The sequence below is a fragment of the Streptomyces sp. NBC_00425 genome (assembly GCF_036030735.1).
Lineage (GTDB): Bacteria > Actinomycetota > Actinomycetes > Streptomycetales > Streptomycetaceae > Streptomyces.
Genome location: NZ_CP107928.1, coordinates 216021 through 229799, shown reverse-complemented (window position 1 = coordinate 229799; position 13779 = coordinate 216021). Strand labels below are relative to the sequence as shown.

At 70.0% G+C, this 13779-nt stretch carries 13 protein-coding genes; 9 read left to right on the top strand and 4 right to left on the bottom strand.

Annotated features, from left to right (window positions below):
• The first annotated feature begins 9 nt into the window (after window positions 1-9).
• Window positions 10-1353: an MFS transporter gene (locus OHS82_RS00895; RefSeq protein WP_328432991.1), complete on the top strand. Its 1344-nt coding sequence runs from the start codon at window positions 10-12 to the stop codon at window positions 1351-1353.
• Window positions 1354-1570: 217 nt separating this feature from the next.
• Window positions 1571-2158 (top strand): hypothetical protein, encoded by a 588-nt coding sequence (locus OHS82_RS00890; protein WP_328432990.1) that lies wholly within the window; start codon window positions 1571-1573, stop codon window positions 2156-2158.
• A gap of 247 nt (window positions 2159-2405) precedes the next feature.
• On the opposite strand, the gene OHS82_RS00885 is transcribed toward OHS82_RS00890, so the two are convergent.
• A complete protein-coding gene (locus OHS82_RS00885; RefSeq protein WP_328432989.1) occupies window positions 2406-3008 on the bottom strand; it encodes an ArsR/SmtB family transcription factor in 603 nt (200 codons plus the stop codon).
• A gap of 121 nt (window positions 3009-3129) precedes the next feature.
• On the opposite strand from OHS82_RS00885, the gene OHS82_RS00880 reads away from it, so the two are divergent.
• The 3 genes from OHS82_RS00880 to OHS82_RS43325 all read left to right on the top strand — a co-directional run bounded on the left by OHS82_RS00880 (window position 3130) and on the right by OHS82_RS43325 (window position 4384).
• On the top strand, window positions 3130-3537 hold the full coding sequence (locus OHS82_RS00880; RefSeq protein WP_328432988.1) for a hypothetical protein: 408 nt from the start codon (window positions 3130-3132) through the stop codon (window positions 3535-3537).
• Window positions 3530-3802 carry a hypothetical protein gene (locus OHS82_RS00875; protein ID WP_328432987.1) on the top strand — a complete coding sequence of 91 codons (273 nt, stop codon included), beginning with the start codon at window positions 3530-3532 and terminating at the stop codon, window positions 3800-3802. The genes OHS82_RS00880 and OHS82_RS00875 overlap by 8 nt, the downstream gene beginning before the upstream one ends.
• 267 nt (window positions 3803-4069) lie before the next feature.
• Entirely contained in the window at window positions 4070-4384 is a 315-nt protein-coding gene (locus OHS82_RS43325) for a DUF6087 family protein (protein WP_443041116.1), read from the top strand.
• Window positions 4385-4453: 69 nt separating this feature from the next.
• Here OHS82_RS43325 and OHS82_RS00870 read toward each other — a convergent pair whose 3' ends face one another.
• Window positions 4454-4669, bottom strand: a complete 216-nt coding sequence (locus OHS82_RS00870; protein WP_328432986.1) for a hypothetical protein — start codon at window positions 4667-4669, stop codon at window positions 4454-4456.
• A 229-nt stretch (window positions 4670-4898) separates the two neighbouring features.
• On the opposite strand from OHS82_RS00870, the gene OHS82_RS00865 reads away from it, so the two are divergent.
• Both OHS82_RS00865 and OHS82_RS00860 read left to right on the top strand, forming a co-directional pair.
• A complete protein-coding gene (locus OHS82_RS00865; RefSeq protein WP_328432985.1) occupies window positions 4899-6182 on the top strand; it encodes a hypothetical protein in 1284 nt (427 codons plus the stop codon).
• Between the two features lie 1744 nt (window positions 6183-7926).
• Window positions 7927-8658 (top strand): DsbA family protein, encoded by a 732-nt coding sequence (locus OHS82_RS00860; protein WP_328432984.1) that lies wholly within the window; start codon window positions 7927-7929, stop codon window positions 8656-8658.
• 378 nt (window positions 8659-9036) lie between these two features.
• On the opposite strand, the gene OHS82_RS00855 is transcribed toward OHS82_RS00860, so the two are convergent.
• Complete coding sequence (locus tag OHS82_RS00855) at window positions 9037-9378, bottom strand: putative quinol monooxygenase (RefSeq protein ID WP_328432983.1); 342 nt, start codon at window positions 9376-9378, stop codon at window positions 9037-9039.
• A gap of 95 nt (window positions 9379-9473) precedes the next feature.
• Between OHS82_RS00855 and pdxR the strand changes: the two genes are divergently transcribed.
• Both pdxR and OHS82_RS00845 read left to right on the top strand, forming a co-directional pair.
• Window positions 9474-10892, top strand: a complete 1419-nt coding sequence (pdxR, locus tag OHS82_RS00850) for a MocR-like pyridoxine biosynthesis transcription factor PdxR (RefSeq protein ID WP_328432982.1) — start codon at window positions 9474-9476, stop codon at window positions 10890-10892.
• A gap of 431 nt (window positions 10893-11323) precedes the next feature.
• Entirely contained in the window at window positions 11324-12013 is a 690-nt protein-coding gene (locus OHS82_RS00845; RefSeq protein ID WP_328432981.1) for an SDR family oxidoreductase, read from the top strand.
• Here the strand turns inward: OHS82_RS00845 and OHS82_RS00840 are convergent.
• The gene (locus OHS82_RS00840; protein ID WP_328432980.1) at window positions 11949-13763 is read right to left on the bottom strand and encodes an ABC transporter ATP-binding protein; all 1815 of its coding nucleotides are present in this window, start codon (window positions 13761-13763) and stop codon (window positions 11949-11951) included. The two genes, OHS82_RS00845 and OHS82_RS00840, sit on opposite strands and share 65 nt — an antisense overlap.
• Window positions 13764-13779: the final 16 nt, after the last annotated feature.

Sequence of the window (13779 nt, the reverse complement as noted above, 5' to 3'; positions counted from 1 at the left end):
GAGCACGCCGTGTCCGTCCCCACCGCAGCACCCCCCGGCCAGCCGAAGAAAGCCGCCACCGCGGCGTGGATCGGGAGCGCCCTGGAGTACTACGACTTCTTCATCTACGGCAGCGCGGCCGCGCTGATCTTCCCGAAGGTCTTCTTCGACGAGTCGGACCCGGCCACCGCGACCCTGCTGTCGCTGGCCACCTTCGGCGTCGCCTACGCGGCCCGGCCGGTCGGAGCGCTCTTCCTCGGGCACTTCGGTGACCGTCTGGGCCGTAAGAAGATCATGGTGTTCACGCTCATCCTGATGGGCGTGTCGACGTTCCTGATCGGCTGTCTGCCCACCCGCGCCCAGGTCGGCACCCTCGCCCCGGTCCTGCTGGTCCTGTGCCGTGTGCTGCAGGGGGTGTCCGCCGCCGGCGAGCAGGCCAGCGCCAACTCCATGACGCTCGAACACGCGCCACCGCACCGGCGCGGCTTCTTCACCAGCTTCACCCTGAGCGGTACCCAGGGCGGGCAGCTGCTGGCCACCCTGGTCTTCATCCCGGTCGCGGCACTGCCCGAGGACCAGCTGCTGTCGTGGGGCTGGCGGGTGCCGTTCTGGATGAGCATCGCAGTCGCCGCGGTCGGTTACGTGATCCGGCGGAAGCTGGAGGAGACCCCGGCCTTCGAGGCGCAGCAGGCCACCGGCGAGGTCGTGAAGCTGCCACTGGTCATGCTGCTGCGTGAGCACTGGGCGGATGTGCTGCGGGTGATCGGGGGCGCGCTGATCGCCTCGGTCAGCACCGTCTTCACCGTGTGGGCGCTGGCGTACGCGACGAGCGACGCGGTGGGCATGGACCGTTCCTCGATGCTGTGGGTCGGCGCGCTCGCCAATCTGGTCGCGCTGGGGGCCATCCCGGCGTGGGCCACGCTCTCCGACCGCATCGGCCGCCGGCCGGTGTACCTGATCGGCGCGGTCGGCAGCGCGGTGGCGATGTCCGGGTACCTGTGGGCGATCTCCACCGGCTCCTACCCGCTGATCCTGGTTCTCGGCATCCTCGCCTTCGGCGTGGTCTACAGCGCCGCGAACGGTGTGTGGCCCTCTTTCTACGGCGAGATGTTCTCAACCCGGGTGCGGCTGTCGGGCATGGCGATCGGCACCCAGATCGGTTTCGCCGTGGCCGGTTTCGCCGTCACCTTCGCGGCGCAGATCGCCGGCCCGGACGGGGACGACTGGTCCTCCGTCGCCCTGTTCACGGCGGCGCTGTGCGTGCCGCCGGTGATCGCGGCGCTGTCGGCCCGGGAGACCGTGAGGATCCCCACCGAGCAGCTCGGCGAGCGGGGGGCCCGCGAGGTCCCCCAGCCGGAGACGGTCACCGCCTGAGCGCACCCCCCGCCCCCCGTTATGTTTTCCGCGGTCCTGCCAGAGGGCCGCTGGCCTCCGGGCCCGGCATGGCTGTTCCCCCTGTCGAACCGATGACCTGAGGGGTGGTGTCACCGGGTCTGGGAGGCGCCGTTGGAGACGCTGATGGGAGGTCCGACTACCGCCCGGCCCGGCGCAATGCCCGGCCGCTTGCGGGCGGCAGGTCTGCATAACGTGGATGCGCGCATACGCCGCCAACGCCCTGGCCAGCACGGCACAAACCCCCCGCCACACCCTGGAGGGCGCCGCAGCGCCCAGAGCCCTCCTCGACCTCGTCCGCACCTCGGGCACCCGCCACGACCAGTGTCAGGCCGCTCGCGGCCTGACACTGGTCGTGGCGACCACGCTGGAGCCGCTGCGCGAGCACGGCCCGACCGGGCCCGCGTTCTGGCGCTTCGGCCGCGACGTCGACCAGAACCTCTGGGACGCGATCGGCAACCCTCGCCGGGATGCAGGCCTCGCCCGCCGTGCCGAAGTGGGGCGGCGCCGTCTCGCGCAGAAAGCCGCCGAACGCGAGGCTCAGCGCCCGGTGTGCACCGACTGCGGGACCAAGTTCACCGACGACCGGTGGAAGGCCAGCAGCGCGGTCGACTGGGGCCGCGGGGACAGCCACCCGCACCTGTGCGACGACTGCAAGGCGCGCGTCCACGAGGCGGCGCGACAGGCGGAACAGGCCGAACACGAGTGCCAGAAGCAGGAGTGCCAGGAGGCGGCGGCGGCGCAGGACTCGAAGGCCGGCGGCTGGCTCGGACGCTGGCGCAGCTGACCCCGGCAGCGCGGGGGTTTGCCCAGGACCATCTGGGCAAACCCCCGTTGTCGGTGGCGGCTGCCCCGACTCTATCGAGGCTTTGGAGGGCATCGAGGGGCCGGAACTGGCAAGCTCAGAGAAGCCTGCGTCAGGTACGACGAGAAGCGGCAGGCCGAACGTCTGCGAGCCCAAGACGGCCGAAGCGAGGGTGGTGTCATTGCCCTGGGCTGACCTCGCTGCCAGGACTCTGTGGTCTGGTGCGGCGCTAATCGTTGTCCGGCTCGGTTGGCAGGGTGGGCCGGGGGCCTTCGTCGGGCACAACTACCAGCCGTACAGCCATTTGCCGTGAGTCGGGTGGGTGGTCACCGGGCTCCGTCAGGTATTTGCGCAGAAGCGCCTGGTACTCCTCGACGAACGTGGCGACCTGCTCCTTCGTCATCCGCAATCCGGCGCGGTAGATCTGGTTCCAGCCTGAGGAGGAGTCGTACCCGGCGTACGCGCTCACGACCAGGCTCAGGTCATGGGTCATCTTGAGTGCGCCGATCTTCACCGCGGCCTCGCGTTCGTCGGCCGTCAACTCTAGGCCCGGCGGCGTGAAGATGTCCGTCATGAGCGACTTCCACCAGCGTTCCCGGCCGGCGGACCGCTCCTCGATCTCGGCGATCAACTTAAGGTCGGCGAGCTTGCGCAGGTGGTAGCTGGTGGTGCCGGTACTTTCGCCGAGCGCTTTGGCCACGCTGGTGGAGTTCGCTTCGCCGTGCTCTCCGAGGTAGCTCAGGATGTCGCGGCGCACCGGGTTGGACAGGGCCTTGTAAAAGGCTTTGAGGTCCGGGCCGGTGAGCACTCTCTTCTCACTGCGCTCGACCATGCCGACCAGCGTACTGCAGAGACTCTCTGCAGTCATTGCAGAGATTGTTTGCAGAATATCTCTGCAATCGCTACCTTGGTTCGGGAGGGCGCCAGCAGGTGCCCGGACGCTGGGGGTTGAGATGCGGGAAGACCTGGTCGGGAGGGCGTTACTGGCTGCGGGGGTGGCACTGGTGCCGTGGCTCGCGGTGCTGTGCACGACGCTGCCAGACGCCTATCCGGCGCAGCACTGGCGGGTCGCCTGGGTCGGCTTCGATGCGTTGGAGATCGCCGGTCTACTGACGTCGGCGGTGCTGGTGCGGCGTAGTGACCACCGGGCGCCGCTGGCGTCGATCGCGACGGCCGTGTTGTTACTGGTCGACGCATGGTTCGACGTCGTGACGGCCGGGCGAGACGTGGTCTTCCCATTGGCGCTGGCCTGCACGCTGGAGCTGCCCCTGGCGATATTGTGCGCTGTCGCCGCGCTGCGGCCGCCAGGGGTGGCTTCCGTTCAGCCAGCCGTGGTGCAACGGGCGGCCGTCCATGTCTGACTCGTTGGATGCCCGGACGCGGGACGAGATCGACGACCAGGTCGCGGAAGCCTTCGATGCCTACCTGGCCGACCGGCTGACTGAACCGGGTCCACTGGGCGCGTCACTGACATCGGGACGCAGCGTCGGGGTAGTGCTGGGCACCGTCGGGTTGGGTGCCCTCGCCACGGCGCTGACGCCGACTGGAGGCGCCGTCGTCTGCTGGATCTGGGGGGCAATCGCAGTGATCGATCTCGTCTGGTTGCTGACCGCGCGCCGTCGTTGACGGTCCGTGGACCAAGCTCTCGCCGACCCTCCGATCGCACTCGGCCCATAGAGTCCGGTCTCCGAGCAAGGCAGAGCTGAGAGCGAAGAGGGGCGTGGGCACTCTCTCCCACGCGAGCCCACAGCGGATAGACCAGTCACCTGCGCCGCTGGTTAGCGCAGAGAAGGGTCACGACCTCCTGCGGACAGGAGGCCTTCCTCGACGGCCACCAGCGCCCCCTCCCGGCGCTCGAGCGCTGGGACCAGCTCCTGCACCACCGACCCGGACGTGGATGACGAGCCGTTGGACGAGTGGGCTGCGCGCCGTGAGGCCCACCGGCCTAAGCCCGGTAACCGCAAGGCCGTTCCCCTTGGTGAAGGCCCCGAGCGCGGTGGCCATGTCGACCCGGGCGCCCCTCGTGGGACGCTGGAGTGGGACGGTCACCAGTGCGTCCCCCCGGGTGTAGCCGAGGATCACGCTGCGGCCGGGCAGGAGTCAGACTCGCGGGATGCGGCGGAGCGTGTTTCTCTCTCGCGGTTCTCTGTCCTGCCGCCCGCCCCTGAGCGGCCGTTCAGGCCCACGCAGGTGTTCCGCCGGCCTTGAGCCGGTATGGCAGCAGGCCCGGCTTCCAGAGGGGAGGGGGGAAGCCGGGCCCGCTGGTCTGGGCGGCCGTCAGCCGCCGGGGCGTGCTCGGTGGTCTCCAGGGGCTCGGCGTCCGCTGGATTCCGAGACGCGGAGCAGGTCGGCGGTCACGACGCGGTAGGTGCGTCCCGCCGGGATGACCTTGCACGGGAACTTCCCGGCCCGAACCAGCTCGTAGAACTTGGGGCGGCCCAACCCGAATGCTTTCTTCACCTGCCCGATGACGCGGCGCAGTCCGACCGGCACGACCCGTGTTCCGTTGCGCTCTCATAAATCCTCGTGCGCCGGTCTGAGCCACCTCGTACGATGCCGACGCTCGAACATCAGTGCATATCGGAGGCATTGGAGGTCACACTTGACTATGTGTTTCGGCACGCGATCGCGTGCCGTTCTCGCATTTCTGGGAGCCGTCGGACTGACCCTGGCCCTGACCGTCACCGCGTCGCGCGCGAGCGCGGTCGGCAGGACTCCCACGGTGCCCACTGATCTGTTCAACAGCCACAAGAACTGCTCGACCGACGCGGACCGACCCACATATGTCTCGGCAGCCACGGGTCTCGACGTCGAGGGCATCCCGGGAACCACCGACACCGCCGGCAACTCCCTCGTTACCGCGCAGTACCGGGTCTGGCCGGTCGTCAGCCCGAGCAGCATCACCACGGTCACCCGTCTCAACGCGCTCCCCGGCATCGAGGCCCCGGCCACTCTGCCGGCCGCTGTGCTCGCCGACGGGCAGACCTACGCGTGGCAGACACAGACGGTGGCCGACGACACGGCCTCGGACTGGTCGGCCACCTGCTACGTCACGATCGACAACACCCCTCCCGTGACCGGGCCCACCATCTCCTCGGCCAACTACCCGCCGGACGTGTCCAACCCGGGTGGCGCACCGGCCGAGTTCACCCTGAGCGCCGGCGGCGACGACGATGTCACCGGATTCGAGTACGCCTGGCTTCAGCCCCTCCCGATCATCGGCACTGTCAACATCGGCGATCACGGCATTCCGCAGGTCGTGGACCCGTACTCGAATCCCCAAAACTTCATGCGCGCCGACGTCCCCGGCGGTTCAGCCACGGTCAGCCTGGTGCCGCCGAGCGGCTCGGGTCCGAAGACCCTGTGGGTGCGAAGCCTGGACCGGGCCTTCAACACTTCGGAGATCACCAGCTACATGTTCTTCGTCGGCCCCACGGCACCAAGCGTCACCCCGGCCGTCCCATCGCCCGAGTTCGGAGAGCCGACCGAGTTCACGCTCCGGCCCGCGCCAGGACTCCAGTCCAGGAATCCGGTCGTCAGCTACTCCGTCGACACTATCGGCGGTCAGATCTACGGCAAGCCCGTCGAGGTGGCGGCGGAGACGGACGGCACGGCGAAGGTGACGGTGGTCCTGGACGGCATCTACGGCGAGGCTGTCCAAGTGACCAGCAAAAGCGCGGACGGCTGGGTCTCCGACATGGGCCGGTGGAGCAGCACCTACGACACGACTCCCACGGTCGTTTCGGACGTCTACCCCGAGAACGGTCCGGGTGGCGGAGCAGGTGTCCGGGGCTCCTTCACGTTCGCGCCCAAGGTCAAGGACGTCGCCGCCTACACGTATACCTTCAACGGGGGACCCGAGGTCACGGTCACCGCGGGCGACGACCTCTCCGCGAGCGTCGACTGGATCCCTGCCACCGACGGCTTCTACGACCTTATGGTCTACGCGACCACCAGTTCGGGCACCCAACTGGCTCCCTACGACTACTACTTCACCGTGAACTGAGACGGCGAACCGCGGTCAGAAGGACAGCGCGCCTGCCACGGCCGAACAGCGAGTGGCCCCCCACCCCTCAGGGGTGCGGGTCGCCCGAGCCGGCTCGCTCCTGAAACCGCTGCAAGGCGAACGGGCGCCGGCGCCGGACAGTACCGGCGCCCCCTACGGACCGCGGGCAGGAGGCAACTCGCTGGGACACGACGCTGGCTCCGCGACGTAACAGCACGCACCATGGCGGTGAACCGTCGACCGCGGAGCAGCCGCGTCAGTACCGCCCCGGTGGGGGCCACTGCCAGTCCGTCGGCCACTGCGGGTTCCCCTACGACCGTCTCCTCGAGCGCGGTCTTCCCGCCAGGGGGCCGTCGAGGGCGCCGCGGCCGCGAAGGTCGGACAGTCACTGCCCCACGGCCCGGTCGAGCGCCGTGAAAGGTTCGGCGGAACGCGGCTTTCCAGCTTGGCGGCACGGGCGCGCAGGTCGGTCGGTGAACTCATCGCCCTTGCTTTCCCGCCGGCCTAGCTAGCCGATGACCGCCTGGGCCTCGGCCAGGGTCATAGCGTGCCGGTCGCCGGGCTGCGCGATGACGATCTTCGTTGCTCTCGTTGGTCCAGTCGACGTCGGAACGGCGCTGTTCGGGCATGGTCGGTGCCTTCATTTCTCGGTGGAGCGTTCAGTGTGGGCAGCAGCGCTGCCCAGGAGCTCCTGCCGGCCCTTTTGGCCCGCGGTGCCTTGATGGGGGAGGTGATGCCGTTGGTGCTGCGGCCGGGGGGCGGCAACGGCAGCGTAGAAGGGGTCGAGCAGATCGCCCGGGTCCTCAGAACAGGGCTTCCAGTCGTCGGGAAAGCTCCGCGAGCCGTGCCAAGTCCGCGGTCGCGCATGGCAGTTCGGCCAGTGCCGAGGCACGGGACCACGACGAGTGACTGGTACGCCCGAACAGGGCCAGGCCGGGGCGGCCGTGAGCCCACAACCGCGCAGAAGAAGCCGGCGGTGCCGCTCCCGGCGTAGTGGTGCGGGCTAAACAGGCTGATGCCGAGGCGGAGGGGACGACCCAGGCGGATGTCTCCCGGACGGCTACTGGCCGGGGTGGACGGCTTGGACGCCGGTGCCCGCGTACGCCTTGGGCGTCAGCGTGAGGAGGGACCGCCCGGCCTGGTGGGCCCCCGATGGTGTCCCGAGTGGGGGAGCCGCGACGCCGGCGGCTGAACACCGCGGTGCTGCCGCACCGGCGTCGCCCTGGCGCCGTCCGACAGTGGCCGACATCGCTGACCTGCACGGCTGATGCGACTGTGCGCCGCCGCACCCCGCTTCCATGGGGCGGGGCCCTGGGCGGACGCATTCTGCCGGGCGGCGGGTATGCGCGATGCACGCGTCTGGTACGCGCGATGCACGCTCGACGTGCGGTGCACGAGGCGGCGCTGGGCGGCCGCAACGGACGGTCAGCGCTGTAGACGGTGGACACGGACGACAGGGGCGCGTGCCCGTCCCCGCCCACACCTCTGCCCGAGCTCCACCTCGCCCGGCGCCGCCTACACGGGGCCGTGGAAGCGACTTGGCTCCACCGTGAGCGCCGCCTGATGGGCCGCGACGACGGGAGCAGGGAAACCATCGCCCTCGCTGCGCAACCACACCAGACACGCGGACCGGAGACTGCGCCGGCAGAGAACCCGCGGGGCGGGCCTGGCGAGGGGTATTCCTGGTGCGCTTGTCGTACGGATGATCTAAGTTCGCCCTGTTCTCAAGGGGAGGGAATGACGCATGGTGCGTAAGGGGCGGTGGGCTGTGGCGTGCGCGGCCGCAGTGCTGATGTTGGTGGGGTGTGGGCAGCGACACGCGCGGTACGGGCCTGACTTCGAGAGCACAGAGGAACTGCCGGAGAAACTCGGTGCGGACGGCACCACCATCACGGTCGGAGATCCCGACGCGCCGGTGACAGTGCACCTGCATGAGGATCCCCGCTGTCCGTACTGCGAGGAGTTCGAGACCGCCGGCGGTGGTCCGCAACTGCGGGAAGCGATGCTCGACCGCAAGGTCAGAGCCGAGTACACCCTCGCCTCCTTCCTGGATGACCGGGTCGGCGGCACCGGGTCGAAGAAGGCGGTCAACGCGCTGCGGGCGGCGCTGGAGGAAGGCAAGTTCGTGGAGTACCACGAGGTGCTCTACGCCAACCAGCCCGAGGAGAGCACCGACGGCTACACGGATGCCTACCTGCTTCAACTGGCCGGCAAGGTCAAGGGTCTGCGCGGCCCGGAGTTCGATGCGGCGGTGACGTCCATGAAGTACCGCGGCTTCGTCACCGACTCCCAGAAGGCCTACGAGAAGGCCGGGGGAGTACAGGAGCCCGAAGGCCCCGGTACACCCACCGCGCTGATCAACGGCAAGCGGATCCCGCTGCAGTACAACGGCCTGCTCCTGGAGCGAGACGCCTTCGCCGAGCTGCTGCAGAAGATCTACCACCAGCCCGGAGAGTGGGAGGACACCAAGCTGTAACCCGCCACGCGCCGCCGGCTCAAGCGGCTCAGCACGCAAGAACGGCTATGCCGCAGTGCCGCCGGGAGCCCGTATACGGTGCCATGCCACCACAGGGTCACTTTGCAGAGACTGGCGACAGGTGGCGTCTGTGGCACAGCTTGTGCGAAGCCGCCCTGGGGTGAAGGCGCACGGCAGCTGCTGGGCCGCGGTACTGGAAACGCCCCTTACGGCAAACCCCGCGCACAGACCACCCTTGAGCGCTGGCACCAGATCCACAACTACCAGATCCTCCGGCGTTCGCGCCCGCACCAGGATCCGCTCCGCTCACCGGCCACGTCGTCGATGGCCAGCGGTGAGAAAGGGCCGTTGATCGGACACTCCTGTCCTGGGGACAAGTCAGCCTTGCATCACCGGACTCGCGGAGGCAGATTCCGCGATGCGGCGTAGAAATCTGACGTGAAGCTCACCATCGAGGAGATCGTCCAGTCGGGCCGCGAAGTCCTGTAGGTGTGCGGTCTCGAGGTTGGCCGCGTGCTCGGCACGGCTGCGCCAGATTTCGTAGAAGCAGAACGAGGCTGGATCGTCCACATCGACGTGCAGGTCGTAGGTGACGCAGCCCGGCTCGCACGACGTGGGTCTCACGAGCGCTGTGAGCGCCTCGCGAAGAGCCTCCTCCTTGCCGGGCCTGGCCCGCAACTGGGCGATGACTGTCAATGCGTCGGAGGTGGTGTGCTGCATTGGGGTGGTGCTCCTGTTCGTGGTGCGGGGGCTTATGGCCACCAGCGGTAAGGACGACGGTAGAGACGAATGGTCCGGTACTACAGTCCTTTTCTGTGGATATTCACCGGACCAATCAGGCGACGGGCCTCCTCGTCGAGCTGGCCGAGGCCAGGGGGCCGCTGCACGAGCGCTTGACGAGCGCGATCAGGGCCGCAATCGTGGAGGGCCGCCTGGCACCGGGCCACCTGCTGCCCCCGAGCCGCGCGTTGGCCGCCGAACTCGGCTGTTCCCGGTGGGTCGTCAACGAGGCGTACACCCAACTCGCCGCCGAGGGCCAACTGCAGACACGGCAGGGCTCAGGCACACGTGTCACCGCCCGTCCGGCCACGCGCGACCCGGTCCGGACAGCAGTACCCCGGTCGGCTGCCCCGCTGCCGGTGGTGGCCGACCTGCGGCCGGGCGCCCCGGATGTGGCCGCCTTCCCCGCATCCGCGTGGATCCGGTCCCTGCAGCAGGTCCTCACCACCTCCGACGGGACATCGGCGGTCTTCCCACCGGCGGCAGGAACGCAGCGGTTGCGGGAGGTCGTCGCCGCCTACCTGAACCGGGTACGCGGAATGAAGGCCGAGGCTGACGAGGTGCTCATCACCTGTGGCACGTCACATGGGGTGGCGCTCGTGGCGCGGGTCCTGGCCGCACGCGGGGTGCAGCACCTGGCCGTCGAGGAACCTGGCTGGTCCCGTCTGCACCAGGTCGCCGCCGCCGCAGGCCTGTCCACCGAGCCGGTCGCCGTGGACGCCGAGGGCCTCGACGTCGAGATGCTGCATCGAACGGGCACCCAGGCGGTGCTGTGTGCACCGGCCCACCAGTTTCCCACCGGCACGGCCCTGTCCCCGGCACGCCGGCGGGCTTTGCTCGCCTGGGCCGCGCAGCGTGACTCCGTGATCGTAGAAGACGACTACGACGCCGAGTTCCGCTACGACCGCAGACCCATCGGCGCGCTGGCCGGCCTCGACCGCAACCGCGTGATCTATCTGGGCTCGGTCAGCAAGACCCTGCATCCAGGGCTGCGCCTGGGCTGGATGGTCCCGCCGCCCGCACTGCGCCAGCCGCTGCTCGACGCCCTCGATGCCGCAGCCGCAGGCCCCAGCACCCTCGATCAGCTCACTTTCGCCAGGCTCGCCGACACCGGCGACTACGACAAACACCTACGCCGCGCGCGCAAGACCTACCGGGCCCGCCGCGACGCCCTCGTCGCCGCGTTGGGCAGCCACACCGTCATCCGGGACTGCGGTCCTGTACAAGGCATCGCCGCAGGCCTGCACCTGCTGGTCCCCCTGCCCACCGGGTTTCACGACCACAAGATCGCCGAGCACCTTGCGGGCCGCGGGATCGCCACCGTCGGCCTCTCCCGGTACACCACTCGGGTCCACTCGCCGGCCCTGGTCGTCGGCTACGGCCGGCTCACCCCGGCCCGGGCGCAGTGGGTTGCCGACCAGATCGCGGAGGCCCTCCTCGAACCTCGCCACTGAGCGCAAGCCCCTTGGGTTTCCATCCCGTCGATCCGCAAGGAGACGTCCTCGGGCTGCGGCACAGGCGAACACGCCCTCCTGGGTCCGCAACCGGATGCCGGCCGGTCGGGGACGGCGAACCCACGATCCGCCAGCAGCGGGGGGAATTCCCGGATCGCGCGGCCGATCGTGGAGGACCTCCACCTCGTAGCTGCAGGAACTGCCGCGTCCGGCGCGGGTCCTGCCCGCGGGCCAGGGCCCGCGCCTGGGCGACCTCGGTGCAGACCTCCTCCCCGGCCACCAAGCCGAGCAGCTGCTCGGCCAGGAACACCGCCCGGGTCAGGGGCCGACGCACGGCCACCGCCGACCGCGGCGGCGCCTGCTGCACAACGCACCCGCAACTTACCTACGCGGAAAGGGATGTGATGCTGATTTAGGGTATGTATCACTCTATGGGAGTTCACCTCATCACAGGTGCTGGTTCGGGGATCGGTGCGGCGGTGGCGGCGTCTTTCGCTGCCAGGGGGGAGGAGTTGTGGTTGCTGGCGCGGGACGAGGCGCGGGCGCACGAGCTGCGCGCGCGGTTCCCCGAGAGCCGGACGGTGGCGGCCGATCTGTCCGAACCGGCCTCGATCCGCCCCGGGTTGGCAGCCGGCGCGCTCCCTGAGCGTCTGGACTCGCTTGTGCATGTGGCCGGAGTGGTGGAGTCGGGTCGAGTGGACGAGTTGAGCCCGTCGGTCTGGCAGGAGACGCTGGCGGTGAACCTCGTCGCCCCGGCGGAGCTGACCGGAATTCTGCTGCCCGCGCTGCGCAAGGGGCGGGGGCATGTCGTCTTCGTGAACTCGGGCGCGGGCGTGCACGCGCCGGCGCGGTTGAGCGCCTACGCGGCGTCGAAGTTCGGCCTGAAGGCGCTGGCGGAGTCCTTGAGGGCCGAGGAGTACGCGCACGGTGTGCGGGTCACCACGGTGTATCCCGGGGAGACGGACACGCCGATGCAGGTCAAGCTGCACGATCAGTTCGGTCTGCCCTATGCGCCGCAGGATCATATGAGTCCGGCGTCGGTGGCGGCCGCCGTGGTCATGGCGCTGGATCTTCCGCAGGACGCGACGATGAGTGATCTGATGCTGCGTCCGGGGCGCTGAGCCGGGCGTCGTCGTCGGCACCGATGCGATCGGCGCCGACGGTGACGGCCGTGCCGGTTCGCCAGTGGCCCATCAGGTCGGCGTAGAGCGGGACTTCGGCCAGCAGCGCGTCGTGGGTGCCGATGCTCGGCCGGGTTCCGTCCAGGAGGAGGACCCGGTCCGCGCGGCGGGCCAGGGACATGCGGTGCGCGACGGTGACGACCGTGCCGGGCCTGCGGCGGAACGCCTCCTCCACCCGTCGTTCGAGCGTCGCGTCCAGATGCCGGGTCGCCTCGTCGAGGACGACCAACCGGGCGCTGGACAGGTAGGCGCGCGCCAGGGCGACGAGGGCGCGTTCCCCACTGGACAGGGCACCTGGGTCGATCAGGGCGTGGGCCCCTCCGAGCCGTTCGACCAGCGCGTCCATCCCCAGCTCCGTGACCGCTGCGGCCAGAGCGCTGTCCGTGGTGCCGGGCTCGAAGTAACAGAGGTTCTCGCGCAGGGTGCCCGCGAAGACATAGGGGCTCTGCGGTGCGAGGACGCGGGCGCGGGCCAGGTCGTGTGGAGCGATGCGTTCCAGCGGCGCGCCGCCCAGGACGACTCGTCCGCGGTCGGGCGGCAGCATGCCGGTCAGGACTTCGGCCAGGGTCGACTTTCCGATCCCGGAAGGCCCGACGACCACCAGGTGCTCACCGTCGTCGATCGTCAGATCCAGCCCGTCGAGCACCGGTTCGGCGTCCGTCCCGTACGCGAAGACGATCTCCGACAGCGTCACCGAGCCGTCGCAGGGCTGCTGGGCGGACCGGGGGTCCGGGCCGGGCGTCGGGCGGTGGGCCGCCTCGGCGAGCCGTTCCGCGGCTACTGCCAACCGCAGCCAGGATGCGCCGAGCCCCTGCACCAGCAGGCGGATCGCGGGTTCGAGGGTGGCCAGGACGTAGGCGAGGACGCCCACGATCTCGCCGGCGGTCACCCCGCCGGCATGCAGACGGGGCGCGGCCAGGACGACGAGCAGGAGGGGGCTGTGCGCCCCCAGGGCCACGATCAGCCGCCGCAGCGCGCAGACCGAGGCCAGAACCCTGGAGGCTCGAAGGTGCCCTCCGACCGCGTCGAGGACTCCTTGTTGCGCGTGCTCGTGCGCCCCGCAGGCGACCAGGTCGCGCAGGGCGGTGACGGTGGCGACCGCACTGCCGGCGAGTGTCTCCTCGGCGTCGAACGCCTCGCGCTGTCGGCGCACGGTGGCGGGGGCCAGGACGGCGAAGAGGACGAGGGCGACCAGGAGCGGTGCGGCGACCAGGGGCGCGGCGGCCGGCGAGAGGACGGCGGTGCCCGCGATGACGGCTGCGACCGTCAGGACGAACTGCCACAGCAGCATGAGCTGTCCGGCCAGCGCGTCGCGCACGGCCTCCACCTGCCGGGTGAGGCGGGCGACGACCATGGCCGCGTCGCCGTCGTGAGGGCCGCCCGGGACGACGGCGCGGTGGAGTACGCCCGTGACGACGTCCCGCAGCAGCCGGTCGCGCAGCGGTTCGACGATCTCGGCCAGCCACGGGTAGCTCTGCCGGCTCGCCCAGGCCCCCGCGAGGGCGCTCAGGGCGAACACGCCCAAGGCGATGGACGCTGTGCGGGGCCGGTCCATCAGGAAGCCGCGGTCGACGGCCCACGCGAGGGCCTTGCCGCAGACGAGCGCCGGGGCGGCGGAGAGCAGGGTCCACCAGGTCAGCCGGAGCGCGGCGGCACGGTCGGCGGCGAGGGCGTGGCGGAGCAGGCGCACGGCTGTTCCGTGGGCC

Bases quoted from the DNA above. Each gene is read 5' to 3' on its own strand.
- OHS82_RS00880 (WP_328432988.1), top strand. From the start codon at position 3,130: ATGCGGGAAGACCTGGTCGGGAGGGCGTTACTGGCTGCGGGGGTGGCA.
- OHS82_RS00890 (WP_328432990.1), top strand. From the start codon at position 1,571: ATGCGCGCATACGCCGCCAACGCCCTGGCCAGCACGGCACAAACCCCC.
- OHS82_RS00860 (WP_328432984.1), top strand. From the start codon at position 7,927: ATGGTGCGTAAGGGGCGGTGGGCTGTGGCGTGCGCGGCCGCAGTGCTG.
- OHS82_RS00875 (WP_328432987.1), top strand. From the start codon at position 3,530: ATGTCTGACTCGTTGGATGCCCGGACGCGGGACGAGATCGACGACCAG.
- OHS82_RS00845 (WP_328432981.1), top strand. From the start codon at position 11,324: ATGGGAGTTCACCTCATCACAGGTGCTGGTTCGGGGATCGGTGCGGCG.
- OHS82_RS00855 (WP_328432983.1), bottom strand. From the start codon at position 9,378: ATGCAGCACACCACCTCCGACGCATTGACAGTCATCGCCCAGTTGCGG.
- OHS82_RS00885 (WP_328432989.1), bottom strand. From the start codon at position 3,008: ATGGTCGAGCGCAGTGAGAAGAGAGTGCTCACCGGCCCGGACCTCAAA.